The organism is Reticulibacter mediterranei (assembly GCF_016587455.1).
The window spans coordinates 334,238-349,815 of the sequence record NZ_BNJK01000003.1; the positions used below are offsets into that span (position 1 = coordinate 334,238).

The window sequence follows — 15,578 nt, forward strand, 5'->3', positions numbered from 1 at the left end:
TAAAGGTGGGGAAGCGCTTTCAACATCGGTATGGTTGTGTTTCGCCGTATCTTCATTAAAAATGAACTTCCATGCGATCTCCAGCCTGCAACAATTCATACTCTATCTGAGCGAAGACCTGCTCTTCACTATGGATTGGGGAAGCTCCCTCGCGAAGTGCTTTTTGATGGGCATCGTTGACTCGCCGCCTGAATGAGTCAAAATACGTGTGTTGTACGTCCCAAGGAGGCAGCACTCCTAGTTCAATACAGGACATAAATTGTGTTTCGGAAAAGGCGAGACGAATGGTATCTGCAAAAATCTCCAACATCGTTATGCGCTCTTCAGTAAAAAAGTTCTTTTGGGTAGAGAGTGCGAGCAAAGCACCCGCAGTGCCATGCGTTTGGGTAAGAATAGGAAACGCGGCAGCACTCCCTGCATCTGTTGCTCGCTCAACTTGGAGTTGGAGGCTACTGCTGTCAGAAAGATCAGCAATGACCTCTCCATGCCCCTTTGTCACGACATAGCCTGCGAGCGATTCAATGCCCATGAGACTATTTAAGGTGTGTTGGTGATCTGGCCAGGGTGAAGTTCCCATGCCGACGGAAGCACGCAAACTACGAACTTTGCCGTCTTTGGGAGGCATGCAGGTAGCCACAATGATCTCAAGTCCTGTGTTTGGGTGAGACTCCAGACGCGTGAGCGCTTCCTTGAGGATGGCTCCAGTGAGTTGACGATACGGTTTTGGGGTATCACGCTGGAGGCGGAGCAACCTGTAGCAAAACGAATCGAGCCATTTTGGTGGAAGTGGTGGCAGGTTGGCGGGTTCTTCCGACACGGTTGCATGTAGTTGTTCCCAGAACTCAGGGTCTTTCCGGGCCAGGACAAGAAATTCCTGCTGTTGCTCCTCTGTTAAAATCGCGAGCAGCCTTTTCACATTGTCGGGTCTTGGCCAACCCTTCTCTCCCCTGATCCATCTATTGATCGTCGTTCGAGTTACCCCGACCGCTTCTTCAAATTGTGTTCTTTCCGTGAGATTCATTGGCCGAACCAGCTCTTTTATAAAGGTTCTCCAGGTCTTGCTCATACGCTCAAGTCCTCGCAACATAATCTACGTGCCTGTCAAACAGGAAGGCACAGGCTTGGGATGATCTCCGTCAACTCTCGTGATCTAATAGTACGCTATTTTTCTGAAAACTGCATCAGTATTTTTGAGGAATTGGAAAACACGTGGCCACTTTGGGAGGAAGCTCAGCTATGCCATGTTTGCCCGTCTTGTTCCCAGGTTTTTCCCAGGTTGTTCCCACCTTGCTCCTATGTTGCCTTGTTACACTTCCTCTACTAGCATGTCATCGAAAAGAGGAACGACGCAAAAAGGAGAGATTATGACTACGCAGCTTTCTTCAGACAACGAACAGGATCTCATACAAGATCCCCCGAATATCCAGCCCAGTGCTGATACGATGCTGATCCCATCCTTTCAACCTGTTTCTGCAACAGCACAATCGCCTGGCGCACCGTCACCCTACTATATCCAGGAAGGAGATGATGTCCCAGATGTAGGCTCCGTCAGTTCGGCGTTTGCTACCCCTTTCCAGTACTCTTCGGCGCTGCCAACAATGAATGAAGTGCAGGCAACAGGAGGAGAGCACGTCTATACAGCAACTGCACCCACGCCAACTCCTTCGTTCGGAGAGAAAAAAGCGGGGCGATCCTCCCTCTTCAAGATCGCGCTAGTGACGATCGTCACGGTCGTGGTGTTGAGTGTGCTCTCGCTCACCGTCTTCGCGCAGCCTACGCAACCGCTCGCGACAACGACGCCCCAGCAGACCCCGGCTCCTGCGCCAACGACGAAAGCCGTCCCACCAGCCCCAACCGCCAAGCCGACTCTTGTGCCAACAGCTATGCCCCCAGTTGGAACGCAGAATGGAATATGGGTGCCGCAACAATTGCCAGCAGGCTGGATGGACGCCGGGCTGACAACTGGTGATGCCATCTTTGCCGAGCGCACTGCCTGGACCTTCGCCGACCGCGAAGAAGCAATTGACTTTCGCAGCATCGGGACGATGACGGCGGCCCGATTCATTCTCACGCCGGGTGGCAAAACACGATTCGCACAAAATGACAGACGCGTTGCTAATGATGACTTCTTGAGAGTAGTACAGAAAAAAGATCTCATCCAGTCCGCTGTAGGCTTAGGCCCACACCTGGTGAAGTTTCAAGCCCAGGACAAAAATCAGTTTGTCTGGTTTGATGTCTCTTTCCAACTGTATCAGTCACAACGAGCCAATCCAGATAACCCCAAAGATCAACGGCGCATCGATGGGCTAGAGGTGGATGCTACCCATCAACCGCGCATCCATCATATGAGCATATTGCTCCATCGTATTGATCCAAAAAACCAGGGCGCAGATGCCCCTATGGGAGGAAGTGGCTGGTTAGTCTCGAATTACGGGTTGGATCTGCCAGGCAATACGCCTTTAGAGATTCTTCAGCCCATCTAATTGTGCATGCCATCCCGCCACCCTATCAGAAGGCGGGATGGCGTTCGGCATCGCTGATAGTGATACGAGAGGAGACCATCATGACAGCATTTGAGAAAACACTCCCGATTTTGCTTATCTTTTTTGTTGGATTGGCTTTGAAACGGATGAAGATCCTCAAACGAGAACATGCTCCACTGCTCAGTCAGATCATTCTCAAGGTGGCGCTGCCAGCGACCATTGTGAACTCGCTTGCTGGCATGGACCTCTCACCACACTTGTTCTTATTGCCTGTGAGCGGCCTGATGATTGTGACGATCCTACTCGGCATTGCTTATTTCGTGCTGGCCCCCGCGCTCGGTCTTCAAGGGAGAACCAGAGGAGCTTTTTTGATGGCCTTTCCAAGCCTCGAACTCGGTTCTATCGGGTACGCGTATATGCTTGCGTTCTACGGCGGAAGCGACGGTGTGGGCCAAATAGCCTTACTGGATGTTGGGAATAGTTTTTTCTTTTTTACTGTTGTTGCTTCTCTTGCACGATACTTTGGCCACTCCACCGAACAGTTTCGGTTGCACGATGGATTCCTGAATTTTCTCAAGAATCCGGTCAGCTGGGCCTATGCGCTTGGACTCGGCTTGAATCTGCTCCACATTCACAATGAGATGTTCTCGACGCTCTTTGCTGCTCTCGCGCAAGCGTTGTTGCTGCTGATCATGCTCTTGATCGCAGTAGAGTTCGAGCTAAGACTGTCCTCGTTCACGCTGCCGTTGCTCGCGATGTATTTCAAGGCCGCTCTCGGGGTGATTGTGGGCCTGCTGGTCTCCCTCCTTTTTGGCTTCACGGGGATGACGAGAGTGGCTGTGGTGTTAGGGGCATCGCTTCCATCGAGCCTGATGACCGTCGCATTCGCGCGGGAGAACGAGCTAGACACACCATTTCTGGCCTCCCAACTCTCGCTCGCGCTTCCTACTGCCATTGGTTTCAGTTCCGTGTTGATGGCGCTGATGCGCTAACAGAAAGGATCTCTTGTATGCATGTGCACAATTCATACACCATGCTCAACGATCAGGCACACAGTGGGGGGCACTGTCAGGAGGGAGCCAAAAGTACCTCTCTGTTTCAACAAAACGGAGCTGTGGCGGGACACGGCAAACAAGCAATGACCGTCCCATCTACTCGTTCCTTTGGACAGGTGCTTGCGCTCGTGATGGTATTGAGCATAGTAACGCTTGGTCTGGTGGGATCTCTGTTGTATCTCGCCTCAACGCGTTCTCCCGCCGACGCCAAATCGATGGAGACGCTGCTTGCACCTGTCTATCACCTTTCCTTCCTCTCTCTCCTGCTCGTAGGAGGACTAGTGGTGGTAGGATGCAGCGGGCTGTCCCTGGGCGGACTCTCTTTCTTTGTAGTGGACCAGCTCATTCGCCCACAAACACAGGAGACATTTGTTCCGCTCAGCCCGTTTGACCTGGATCTCCCGGCTGAAGCGGTTCAGTTCCTATCAGAGAAGGGTGATCACCTGGTTGATGGCCTCTTCATTCCGAGGCAAGGTGCCAGCACGACCATCATTGTGTGCCCTGGCTATCGTCGATCCTATCAGGATGTTCTGTGCGTGTGCCGGCATCTCTGGTTGGCCGGGCACACTGTGCTGGCCTTTGAGTTCTTTGGGCATGGCTCTATCGTAGGGAGGACGGTGACGCTCGGCTATCGGGAAATCAACGATTTTCTGGGTGCGGTGGCCTATGCGAAAAAGCGTCTGCCCGCGACAAAGCTGGGAGTGCTTGGATACTCGATGGGAGCAGCTATCTCTATCATTGCGAGCGCGCGTACGCCTGAAGTCGCGGCGATCGTCGCTGATAGTGCTTTTGCGACGCATTGGAGCATCGTAGAAGGGATCATACATCGCAGGTTCAGCTGCTCGCGTGCCTGCCCACGCATTGCTTTTCGCCTCCTCCGCTGGATGATCGATCAGGTACTGTGGTGGCGTGCTGGCTATCGGTTCCACGAGGTAGAACCGCTACGGGAGATCGCGAGGCTTGCTCCCCGACCGGTGTTGCTGATTCACGGTCTCTCCGATTCCATTGTCAGCCCTGCTGACGCCCAGCGGCTCTATCAAGCGGCCCACAAACCAAAGGCACTCTGGCTCATCCCGCAGGCCGAACACAGTCGAGGCTATTTCATAGATAGCCCCTTATATGTTGCACGCATTACAGAATTCTTTGAGCAACGACTGAAAAGCAGTGGTTCAAAGAACACATCCCACAATGATGCTCCGAAGGTCGAGACCGGCAGCGAGCGTCCGTCGGAGGAAGGCATGCTCAAGACGACGCTCGCTGCTCTTGAGCAGATCCTGATCCGCCTCTTTGCGCAAACACTGAAGCTTCCGCAAGTGCAGGTACACGCAAAGAGCGACTTCTTTCAGCTTGGTGGTGACGCTGACGCATTGGCAGACTTGCTGGACGCAATAGAACAGCACTGCAAGATCCGCCTGACCCCCAACGATGTCTTTCATCATCCAACTGTCGTTCAGCTGGCGGCCAGAGTCTCCACGAGACAACAGGCAGCCATACAAGCCTGCGTGGCGCTCCCTGTCTAGCGCCAGTGCATCGTTTGAGAAATGTTTCTATCTGAAGAAAAGAGGTAGCTCCTATGAAACGTTTGATAAAAAAAAGATGCAGACCGTTCCTCCTCGTCGTGTGTTGCTTCGCCCTCCCGTTGCTGGCGGCGTGTGCAACGCAGCCAGCAACGACTGGAACGACAGCGTTTCAGATAGGGATCAAACTCCTGCACGCGCCGCAGGGAACAGCTGATGTGGTATGGGACGCAAATCTTCAGCAACTCTCTGTTTCTTTGCAGGTGAGTGGACTTGCCCCCGGGCGTCACCCTACGCACCTGCATCTCGGTACGTGCAAGGCGCCGGGGGCCTTGTTGTATCCGTTACCGGATCTGCAGGCAAATGACTTCGGCCAGGCTACGATGAAGCCGGTGATCATCAAAAATGTTGCGCATCTCCCACAGGAATTTCTGATCAATGTGCATAATGGTCCGACGATGGCAGAGACGCAACAGCAAAATATCGCCATCGCGTGTGGCATGATTTCCAGGAAAGACGCTCGTGCGCCGCTCAAGGCACACGTGATCTTGCAAGGAACCACGGCTGCCAACGAGTCGGCCAGTGGAACTGCCCAGGTGGCCTGGGATGTGACAACAGGCATATTGAGCGCGGCCGTGAAGGTTCATGGCTTGCAGCTAGGCAGTCGGCATGCAGTGCATATCCACGCTGGACGCTGTGAGCAGCAGGGGAAGATGCTCTATCCACTCCCTGTCCTGGTCGCCGACAAACATGGAGATGCAAGCTCCAGTGCCACCTTCCATGTCACGAGCCTGCCCGCGGAGCATGTCTACCTCAATGTTCACTATGGTGAGCAGATCACTGACGCTCAGGGGAAGATTATCATACCTGCGTTTAATCCTATTCTCTGTGGCAACTTCTTCTAACGTCAAGAAGCGGGAGAGGCTCTGGTATGATGTCTCTCCCGCTTGTGAGCGTTGACACCAGGAAAGATGGTCAGATCTGAACGTGTGAGTGTTCAGATCTGTTCAAAATTCGTTGACGGCTGTTCAATTCTTGTGCTACAGTAATGAAAAAGGGGAGGACATCGATGCGTATAGAGGATGCCAGCCAACATGTACTGCTCCAAATCGAACCAGAGGATTCCTCGTTAGAGGTGGTGTTGGCCGTTCTCCATCAATATGAAGGGCAGCCCGTGATTGTGTGTTTACCACAGCGGGATTCGCTCTTTTGGGGTGAGCTCGATTTTGCTCGTCTGAGAGAAGCGCATGCCACTATCATCAGCATTGTTCTGCCGCCAGAACGGATGGCAGATGCTGGGAACTGGGCGCGTGCTGCTGGGTTCCATTGTACATCCCGGCTTGAAGAGGCATTTCAACAGCGGCATGTGGAAGAGATGCTCTCTCATGAGAGTTCTCCTCCCTTTTCTCCTGAAGAGGGTCTGGACCAGGCAGAGTCACCTGCTCGTCTGGGGTATGATCCAGTCACCCCACTGCCAGATTCATGGCAGCTGGAGACGGCTGAAGTGTTACCCAGGCGAGCAGGGAAACCACAATGTCTTTTGCTCCTGATTGGAGGGATTGCAGCGCTGCTGATTAGCAGTATGGCCGTCTTGCCATCGCTCCTCTTGCAGCCAGGAACGGTAGCTCTCACCATCCCTCAGCAAGACGCTGTGCCCAAAGGTGGAACGCTCTCGTTTTCCAGTAGTGGTCAATTAGATCCGACGAGCAGCAAAGGCCTCAACGATATCGTGACGCTCTCCCTATCAAGGAACCAGTTAGCACCTGGGATGAGTGCGTATGCCTGGCTGCTCTCTGACAAGACCCAAGATGGTATTCCTCCGATCCTGCTTGGCACACTCCAGGGCACGCAACTGACTTACCAGGACCAGCAGCATCGCAATCTCCTTGCCTCGTATAGTCGTTTGTTAGTGACTGAGCAAGCAAGTCGTGTGACGCCGAGCATGCCATCCCCTGATACGCATGCCTGGCGTTACCAGGCAGTAATACCGGATATCCCGACGCCCGGGGATGAAAACAAGTATAGTTTGTTGTCGCACATGCGACATGTCTTGGCAAAAGATCCGGTGTTGAGCCAGATTGGTTTGCAAGGAGGCCTGGATATCTGGCTGTATAGGAATAGCGGCAAGATCTTTGAATGGGCAAATGCCGCGCGTGATGATTGGGCGATCGGCAATGTACGAGATATGCGTAATAACGCTATTCGCATCGTAGATTATCTCGATGGGCAGGTCTACGCATTTCGTGATCTGCCGGCTGGTGCACCCTGGTTGGTTGATCCCAAGGCGGGCAGGCCCGGGATCATTGATTTCACCACGGAGCTGGAAGAACAAGGTCCTTCCAGCTATCTCTCGCATGTCAAGCTGCATGTGAATGGCATGGTCAACGCACCAGGTCATACGGCCGAACAACAACAACTCGCTGCTCGCATCGACAAAGCGCTCACCAGGATCGAATCGCTTTTGAAGCAAGTACGCAGCAACGCTATTCAGCTTGCCCAGATGAGCAATACCCAACTCAAAGAACAGCATGCGCTTACTGTCCTCAACGATATGCAGGTAGCCGCGAGTAATGCGTACGTCGGCCAGAACGATCCCGCACTCGGTGGTACACAGATGGGTGAAGTAGGAGTGCATCGGCAGCTGCAAACGCTGGCGACGATTCCGATCACTGCGGTCATTTAGTCGGGAGAGAGGAACCGATTGCCTCTCTCATGAGAAAGCGAGCAGAGCATGCAGAACGTAGGCAGAGCTCCCTATCCGCGCTAGGTAACAAGGTATGATGTTATTGTACCCATCATGCCTGTTTGTACTCTATAAGGGAGAGAACAACCGTAATGTACCTACAATCTTGCGTATTTGTTCTCCAAGAACTGATGATTTACTGGAGAACCTGAAAGAAGAGATGGCCCCAGTGAGAACCAACAGTAAAATCAAGCTGATTATTTTGGATGAGTGGTTGCCATTGTGCTCCACCAAGGTAGTTGCTCAGAAGATCAGTCCATCTCCCATTTTGGGGAAAAGGAACATGGACGTGTTGATCGTTATCCGAGAAATTTAACACGACAACAAATACCATGTGTTTGTTGATGTGTTGATCGACTCCTGAACGTTGGTAGATCATCACTTGCTGAGTACAATCTATCCCCAAGCCATCAGCATTAAACTGTGTTTGCCACTCCTCCAAGTAATCCGGGGTAAATGCGCCCGTGCGTAACACTTCGTATTGTGCTCGAAGTGAGGCTAAATGTGTATAAAGGGCACGTATATTGATGCCAATAGAATCCCAAAAGTATTTCCATTGAAGTGAACGAGGCACCACGCGTCTGCCAGTTGCCTTATCATCTTCAGGAATCCAGTGATCCTCCCCAAACTCTGTGCCATTTTGTGTCAAGGGAACAGCTGTACTGGTATAGAGGGCAATGATGTAGGGCTGTGTTCGATACCAACGCATGGAACCACAGTTTTCGCGTGCTCCGGCTTGCCAGGAAACATGCGAATGGTCGTGATTGCTCAAATAGGCTGTCGGAAGTTTCCCTGGGGCGGTCAGATAGCGTTTGTTGTTCAACGCATTCAGCAGTTGTGGAGCAATGTTGCCTGACCAGAGGGCTGCAAAGGTTTGTTCGTATAATGCATTGTCCCAGTAACTCGTCGCAGCTGTCGCATCGGTCACGGCTGGAGCATTTGTTGCAAGATGCTCCAACATCAGCGTAAAGTTCTGGATGTGTTGTTGTCCCAAATAGTTTTGAAGGTCAGCGAGCAAGTCCGGCAACCCTCGCAAATCACCTGCGACATAATAATTAATACTATTATCAAAGCGAATTCCATCAATATCAAAGGTGTCTATCCAATAGAGGCAGACATCGCGGATAAATACTTGTGTGCAAGAATTATAGAAATCTAAGTCCTGTAATCCTGAGAAAGCTCCCCCAAAAATCTTGGCAGTATACGGACAATTATCCGGATTACGATAGAACTGGGGATAAGGAAAATCCATGCTCACGTGGTTATAGACGCCGTCCATTATCACGTGAATGCCTCGATCATGACACGCTGAGATCAGGTTTTTGAGGCGCGAAATTTTTTCTGTTGCCAATGCTGGATTGGGAAGGTCAGTAAAATCCGTCGTATAGCGATACTCAACGGCGAAATATTGAAAGGGTTCATAGCCCCAGTCAAAATCCTGATTTTTCCAGGCTGTCCAGGGGAGAAAGAGGATCGCGTTAAAGCCTAATGCCACTAAATCGTCAAGCTTCTCAACGATGGCGTCGAGCGGGGCGCGAGCCAAGCGATACTCGCTGGTAAAATCATCAATATTCATCTCATAGATAATGAGATCTTGCAATGGCTTGCGTCCCCCTTGTAATGGATTGACAACATTGTCGGCTGGCCTACTCCCACCAACAACGAGAGCGGCATTCTGGTTCTCGGTTCCACTGTAACGGCAGTAGGGATCAGAAACCTTCCGAAACGATCCATCAGGAAACTCAACATAATATTTATATTGGTAGTAGTTTTTGGGGAGTGCGTCTGGTGTGGTGTACTGCCAGATCGTTCCTTCTGGAATAGCATGTGGGTTGAGTGCATAACCATGGGCAAAATCCCAATCATTCCCATTCAGGATGTGCTGGAAGTCTCCTGCGACACGAAGAGAGACTATTTCAGGATCAACGCCAGCAGGAAAGAAGAGTGTAAAGGAAACCCTTCCGCTCTCTTCATCACCATCTATCTGCCATGCGCCAAGCTGGTTTTCTATGAAAAAGGTTGCCATATATTTCTCCTCGAATACAAGTGCATGCAGTCTGCTTTGGGGTTTACGAGAAGCAGATATCCACACATGGTCTTCGTCGATAAGACTTCGAGCTCGGATAAAGCGCTTCGTTGTTGATCTGGTCTCTGCATCAGGTTCTTGCTGTTCTTTGTCGGCACCCCTTCTGATTTCAAATAGTCTCTCAAAGGCGACTGTGGGGATGGTTTGGCATCTCTTTGCATCATCTCTTATCAGATTGCTCATATCTTGAAGCGATCACTTTTGTGACCTCTTTTCCTCTTCGCTCTTTCTTGCGCCAGATCCGTCAGGGCTTTGTAGGGGTGGGACTGATCGTTTTCGTCTGGCCGCGCATATGGACAAAACGGGGATTGCGGTACGTACGTCTGAAGGGGGCGATGATCTTCTGCACCACTTCTACTGAGGAGGGATCATCTGTTAATGCTTTTTGTAGCCATGATTCTCCTGAACGCTGTGGAGTCTCCGTGATGAGAGGAAGTACCCGCACAGAGGCGTCAATAACTCGAAAGATATGATCGATGGACCTGTTAGCAAGCTTCTGTGGCTTTTCCTCTTTTTTAGGTATTTTACGCATTGCCTGTATGTGCTTCTCGATAAAGACATCCTCCTCGAAGTAGCGGGCGCGCACGAGGAGCGCTGTTCCAATGAACAGGCTTACCTGGTTGAGGAGCTGCTGACACGCCTCGCAGAAGACGGGGCCTCCGATCGGTGGTGTGGTCGGATAGGTTTGTATGTGGCATGTTCTAAAGGGGCAGAGGTGTCCTCTATACAGATTCCAGCTGGAGGAGATGCGAAAGGAGCAGGCAAAGATCTCTTTCCCATTGCCATCGATCAGACGGGCGTAGGCAGGATCGAAGGATTCGCCCTCGCGTGAGTGCTGATCTGCATCTTCCTGTCGGTAGGTCCAGAGAAAGAGGGCACGGATGTGCAGCGGGTCAAAAGCATCGACGGAATGCTGCCACTCTATTCAGAGAGGCTGGGTCAGGTAGGAGAACAATGGCGTTGGGACACATGCGTCTGCTGGCAGCGTCTCCTTTCGTGCAAGGTGATCTGCGAGCAATGCCTGTGTTGAATCGGCGAAGATCACCTTTTCCGTTGAGTTGAGGATCTGCCCTTGTCTCCCCCAACGGTCCTGAGCGTCGCGTATGAGAAAAGCATTTCGAGCTTCAAGAGCGTTGGAGCCGCTGCTCATATGCAACGCGCCGTTGGGTAGAATAGCGTTCAAAAAAGGATAGGTTTCACGCGTATTTTCTCCTCCAAGCAAGTCCTCGTGTTATTGTGCTGAGAGCACTGCCTTGTGTTGCTTTATTGAATGAGGAACTGCTATCGCAGGAGGCGTATGCTTCTCTTGGCGATTCTCTCTTGCTGGTGTTTGTGGATCTCCAGCAGCGTATCGGACGGATGCCATTGTTCACGTGAGCAGGCTCCAAATGCCGACCGTCGTGCCTGCTGCGATGGCCAGACGCTGGTTATCGGCAGACCAGGAGAGGCTGTGAATGGTGTGTCCTTCGGCAACGGTGGCGGTAAACAGCGGAGCCTGGCTCTTCAGAGGATTCCACACAGTGAGGGTTCCATTGTCCGTGCCTGCCGCGAGATAGCGTGCATCGCGTGACCAGGCAAGAGCGCGGATCGGCGTATTCGTTGTGCTGGTGAGGCGGAGCGGCGTGTCCTGACAGGTCAGACCATCATTGCCTGGGAGGGCGTGCTGGCAAACAAATCCATTCCACAGGCGAACCACCCCATCATGTCCGCCGACGGCGAGAGAGGAACCTGTTGGCGCAAAAGCGCACGCCTGCATCGGGATCTGGGCATCCTGATAGAAGCCGTGGATTTCCTGTGCATTCTCAGCATCCCACACGCGTATGACGCCTCCCTGCGAAGCGGAAGCGACAACTTGCCCATCGGCCGCCCACGATACTGCTTCAATGGGAGCAGTATGCCTCACGAAAACTGTTTGTGCCTGATATGTGGTGGTTTCCCACACGACGACGTGATGATCGCTTCCACCAGAAACTGCCTGCATCTGCTTGTTCGGCGTCCAGGCGACACTTGTGATGAGGCTCGTATGTCGCTGCGTCGAGCGGGCTAAGCGGGTTCCTGTGAGTGCCTGGAAAAATGCAACTTGTGTGCCGGCACCAGTCATCACCCGCAGGCTTTCGGGAGACCAGGCGAGTGCTTGCACTGGCGCTGGATGGGCAATGCGCTGTTGTATGCTGCCAGTTGGCCGCCAGATGAGAACCTGAGCATCATCACCACCAGAAGCGAGGAGCGTCCCATCTGGCGACCACCCAACCACTCTTACCGTGTGTTGTTGATGTCCAGCAAAGGTGTGTTGCAAGGTCACGCCTTGTGGTATCGTCGCGGGGCGCGGTGTTGGGGTGATGGATGTCCCAGTTCCACGAAGGGAGCGCTGAGCAAAAGCGGCAACAGCCCCCATGCCCAGACCTGCGACAGAGCAACCAACGAGTGTTAATGTGATGAACGATCTTCGGTTCCATCGCCTCGCCCGTGGAATTGGGAGCGTAAGAGGTGTGCACAGAGGAATCGTTACAGTACTTGTCCCCTCCGCTTCGAGAACAACATGCATCTCAGAGTGAATACGACGCTCACTGAGCGGTGCCGTGTTTGCCAATGGCTGCTGACTTCCTACAGGTCGCAGGTGATACGTCATTGGGCGGCCAGTCGCATCTACCTTCGGATATCCGAACTGTTCGACTAAGGAGGCGACGCACGTGCCAACCGACGTGGACGCCTCAACCTCGATTTTGGTTTGCGGGCGTACCCCCGCTGCTTCGATGATCAGTGTAATTTTCCACATCGTGTTCATGGCATCTCATCTCTCTACTCAAATGCATCTTTCCAGGAGAAGAAGGTATCTATAGTGTAGCCATCCAAGCTGGGGGCAACACGGGAAGAAGCTGGGAGCAACGCGGGTAAACATGGCAAGGATGAGTTGCTTAGGGAGCTGTCGAACGGAAGAGGACGCGGACGACACAAGCCCAGCGCTTCGAGAACTCTACGCTTTCAGCCAGGAGATGCGAAGAGAGGATGACCTGGCTGCTCCAGGTGTGTCTTCTGTGCTTGCTGCAAGCGACCCATGTTCTTCCCATGCTGTTCCCAGCTTGTTCCTATCGTCGGTGAGTATGCTGCGGTGGATGGGTTGGAGTGAAGACCGAGGCAGAGGTCTCGGAATGCCCATCGCAAAAGAAAGGAGAAGAATGCATAAAGCACTCGTATCAGGCTATGTCGGGAGAGATCCGCAGATGCGAATGACGGCGGATGGAAGGTTGGTGACCAATTTTACCCTTGCCGTCAATCGTTCGAGTAAGCAAGCCGATGGGGCGAGCAGAACAGAGACGGATTGGTACACCGTTGTCGCATGGGATCGGTACGCTGAGATCTGTGACGATTTTGTGAAAAAGGGGATGAAAGTGTGGGTGGAGGGACGGCTTCAGTTGCGCCACTATACGGATCAGAGCAACGTCCAACGGGTCGCTGTTGAGGTGGTCGTGACTGATCTGGAGATTCTGACCCCTAGAGAGAAAACGCAGGAGGAGGAGGAAACGATTGGAGTGAAGCAGCAGGAGCTGCCTCTTGATACCGTGGATGAGGAGAATGATGATGGCCCTCTTGAGAAGGCGTCGTAGGTTGTAACTGTCTGTGAGGACGTGCGGCCGGTAGAGGAAGGAGATGACTGGATCGGTCGTCCATCTTTCAGGTAGGAGTGCTCGGCTCATTTAGAGCCGAGCACTCGTCATTGGAGGTGTCATGAGAGCAGCGGCACAATCGGTCACATGGCACGGCATTATTTTGCGTGTTGGCACGCCGCGTGGGGAGGCCGGTGAGTCAGCGTCGTCACGTATCAAACGGAAAAAGTGCCATTGGCATTTGCTTGCAGGACGTGTCAAGAGCGGTGTGCGTGGAGAGGGGAGAAGCCATGGTGTCTGTGATGCTAGCATAAGCACTCATCGTGAATGGTAGGCAAACGCTATGCGCATAGAACAGATTTTGTTATAATGGCTGAGCCAGGATTCCTTCATACAGAACGCAAGCTTACAGTATTTGAACTGACGAAGAAGAGTGGATGTATTTCCTGCAAGGTTGTTTGGTGGCAGAATAAGGAAGCAAGTCATGACCAACACGTACATACTGGACCCAGAAGATGGGGCGGAGATGGCTCGCCTGATTCATCTCGATAGGGTGAGCACGCAAGCGATGGGCGGACCACTGGCAGGATTGCCTGAACTAACAGAAACGGCTCAGGTGCTCGATCTGTGTTGTGGTCCGGGTGGCTGGGTACTTGATGCCGCTTTTGCGCATCCTGAGATGGAGGTCGCGGGCATCGATGTTAGCCATATGATGATCGACTACGCGAATGCACGAGCACGGACACAGCAGTTACGCAATGCCTCTTTTGGCGTGATGAGTATCCTGGATCCGCTGGACTTCAGCGATAACAGCTTTGATCTCGTCAATGCGAGATTTCTCGTAGGAGTTGTACACCGAGAGAAGTGGGTGGATGTTCTGCACGAATGTTACCGCATTACCAAACCAGGAGGGCTAATCCGCTTAATCGAAGCCGATTTTGCGGCATTGTCCAGCAGTCAGGCTCTGGCAAATTTATGCCGGAAATATTATCAGTTCAGTCAGGCTCGTGGCTATGGTTTCTCTCCCGATGGTCGTTCGTCGGGCATTACCCACATGTTAGGAGGCTTCCTGCGCACCGTTGGCTGTAAAAATATTCAGAGTCGCATGCATGTGGTGGATTTCTCAGCAGATTCAGAGGCATGGGTCGATCTTTTTCATAATTTCGATATCGGCTTCAAAGCACTACGATTGCCAATAGTCAATGCTGGAATAGCAACTCCCGAGGAATTTGATCGCCTCTATCAACAGTTTCTTATTGAGATGCACCTCAAGACGTTTCGGGGCGTCTGGCCCTCTATGAGCATATGGGGAACAAAGTCGCTTCCTATTTAGCAGAAAAGAGAAGCGCGAAGCACCGTGTATGCTGACCAACCATGCGCTCCAGTCGTTCTTTCATCTCTACAGCCGCCCTATTGGTGAAAGTCATCGCGAGAAGATGTTTTGGAGGAACGTGTTCTTGTTGAATGAGGTAGGCAATGCGATGAGTAATGACACGAGTCTTACCGCTCCCTGGCCCGGCGACAATGAGGAGAGGTATCTGTGTCGTGGTTACGGCCCGGCGCTGTGGATCATTGAGATGTGCGAGGAGAAGAGGAGGCGTCATCTCCTGATAGACTGGAGTATGTCGAGGATCGACGAGTGGTTGAATGATGCCTTCTTCCCCGTCAACAAGAGAGAATGGCGTGGGATGGTTCTGGGTTGTGTGGCCGGGGCTATTTGTATCAAAGAGGGGGAGAGGAATGATGTGGGAGTTCTGCTTTGTCTTTTTCAACTATTTCCTCCAGCGTCACGAGCTTCCCGCTTGTGAAAAACGAACGCAATACGAGGCGTGCCTGTCGAAAAAAGACCGTCTATGCAATGATCAGTTCCTTCTTCTATCTACGCATGAGTATGCATAAAGTTGCTTGTCGCATGCGCTGCTGTCCCTTCCTATCTTTCTCTCTCTTTTAAGTGATTGGTTGTAGAAAGAGATATCATTATGTTATGCTTGAGGAAGAGATATTCTCATTGAAAAATGTCAATGGTTCGATGTTGCATCACTTGAGAGCAAGAAATGGCACCACCTTTTTTTCGTGCAAATATGTTTTC

At 52.1% G+C, this 15,578-nt stretch carries 14 protein-coding genes and 1 pseudogene; 9 read left to right on the forward strand and 6 right to left on the reverse strand.

What is annotated here, in order from left to right; translation table 11 throughout:
* Positions 1-55: 55 nt before the first annotated feature.
* A complete protein-coding gene (locus K3T83_RS54295) occupies positions 56-1,066 on the reverse strand; it encodes a helix-turn-helix domain-containing protein (protein WP_220211473.1) in 1,011 nt (336 codons plus the stop codon).
* A gap of 298 nt (positions 1,067-1,364) precedes the next feature.
* On the opposite strand from K3T83_RS54295, the gene K3T83_RS54300 reads away from it, so the two are divergent.
* From K3T83_RS54300 to K3T83_RS54320, 5 genes are all read left to right on the forward strand, one after another.
* On the forward strand, positions 1,365-2,483 hold the full coding sequence (locus K3T83_RS54300) for a hypothetical protein (protein WP_220211474.1): 1,119 nt from the start codon (positions 1,365-1,367) through the stop codon (positions 2,481-2,483).
* 80 nt (positions 2,484-2,563) lie between these two features.
* Complete coding sequence (locus K3T83_RS54305; protein WP_220211475.1) at positions 2,564-3,475, forward strand: AEC family transporter; 912 nt, start codon at positions 2,564-2,566, stop codon at positions 3,473-3,475.
* A gap of 17 nt (positions 3,476-3,492) precedes the next feature.
* Complete coding sequence (locus tag K3T83_RS54310; protein ID WP_220211476.1) at positions 3,493-5,058, forward strand: alpha/beta hydrolase; 1,566 nt, start codon at positions 3,493-3,495, stop codon at positions 5,056-5,058.
* A 53-nt stretch (positions 5,059-5,111) separates the two neighbouring features.
* Entirely contained in the window at positions 5,112-5,960 is an 849-nt protein-coding gene (locus tag K3T83_RS54315; protein WP_220211477.1) for a CHRD domain-containing protein, read from the forward strand.
* Between the two features lie 164 nt (positions 5,961-6,124).
* Positions 6,125-7,738 carry a hypothetical protein gene (locus K3T83_RS54320; protein ID WP_220211478.1) on the forward strand — a complete coding sequence of 538 codons (1,614 nt, stop codon included), beginning with the start codon at positions 6,125-6,127 and terminating at the stop codon, positions 7,736-7,738.
* Positions 7,739-7,934: 196 nt separating this feature from the next.
* Here K3T83_RS54320 and K3T83_RS54325 read toward each other — a convergent pair whose 3' ends face one another.
* Both K3T83_RS54325 and K3T83_RS54330 read right to left on the reverse strand, forming a co-directional pair.
* Positions 7,935-9,824, reverse strand: a complete 1,890-nt coding sequence (locus K3T83_RS54325) for an alpha-amylase family glycosyl hydrolase (RefSeq protein ID WP_220211479.1) — start codon at positions 9,822-9,824, stop codon at positions 7,935-7,937.
* A 304-nt stretch (positions 9,825-10,128) separates the two neighbouring features.
* Positions 10,129-10,416 carry a hypothetical protein gene (locus K3T83_RS54330; protein WP_220211480.1) on the reverse strand — a complete coding sequence of 96 codons (288 nt, stop codon included), beginning with the start codon at positions 10,414-10,416 and terminating at the stop codon, positions 10,129-10,131.
* 9 nt (positions 10,417-10,425) lie between these two features.
* Here K3T83_RS54330 and K3T83_RS54335 point away from each other — a divergent pair, with 9 nt between their 5' ends.
* The gene (locus K3T83_RS54335; RefSeq protein ID WP_220211481.1) at positions 10,426-10,716 is read left to right on the forward strand and encodes a hypothetical protein; all 291 of its coding nucleotides are present in this window, start codon (positions 10,426-10,428) and stop codon (positions 10,714-10,716) included.
* Positions 10,717-10,809: 93 nt separating this feature from the next.
* Here the strand turns inward: K3T83_RS54335 and K3T83_RS54340 are convergent, their stop codons facing one another.
* The gene (locus K3T83_RS54340; RefSeq protein WP_220211482.1) at positions 10,810-11,067 is read right to left on the reverse strand and encodes a hypothetical protein; all 258 of its coding nucleotides are present in this window, start codon (positions 11,065-11,067) and stop codon (positions 10,810-10,812) included.
* 186 nt (positions 11,068-11,253) lie between these two features.
* Positions 11,254-12,669, reverse strand: coding sequence for a WD40 repeat domain-containing protein (locus K3T83_RS54345; RefSeq protein WP_220211483.1), 1,416 nt, complete (start codon positions 12,667-12,669; stop codon positions 11,254-11,256).
* A gap of 391 nt (positions 12,670-13,060) precedes the next feature.
* Here K3T83_RS54345 and K3T83_RS54350 point away from each other — a divergent pair, with 391 nt between their 5' ends.
* The 3 genes from K3T83_RS54350 to K3T83_RS54360 all read left to right on the forward strand — a co-directional run bounded on the left by K3T83_RS54350 (position 13,061) and on the right by K3T83_RS54360 (position 14,822).
* On the forward strand, positions 13,061-13,489 hold the full coding sequence (locus tag K3T83_RS54350; protein ID WP_220211484.1) for a single-stranded DNA-binding protein: 429 nt from the start codon (positions 13,061-13,063) through the stop codon (positions 13,487-13,489).
* A 121-nt stretch (positions 13,490-13,610) separates the two neighbouring features.
* A complete protein-coding gene (locus tag K3T83_RS54355; RefSeq protein ID WP_220211485.1) occupies positions 13,611-13,823 on the forward strand; it encodes a hypothetical protein in 213 nt (70 codons plus the stop codon).
* A gap of 150 nt (positions 13,824-13,973) precedes the next feature.
* Complete coding sequence (locus K3T83_RS54360) at positions 13,974-14,822, forward strand: class I SAM-dependent methyltransferase (protein ID WP_220211486.1); 849 nt, start codon at positions 13,974-13,976, stop codon at positions 14,820-14,822.
* 31 nt (positions 14,823-14,853) lie between these two features.
* Here the strand turns inward: K3T83_RS54360 and K3T83_RS58830 are convergent.
* Positions 14,854-15,093, reverse strand: a pseudogene (locus K3T83_RS58830) (UvrD-helicase domain-containing protein); the annotation flags it as partial.
* Positions 15,094-15,578: the final 485 nt, after the last annotated feature.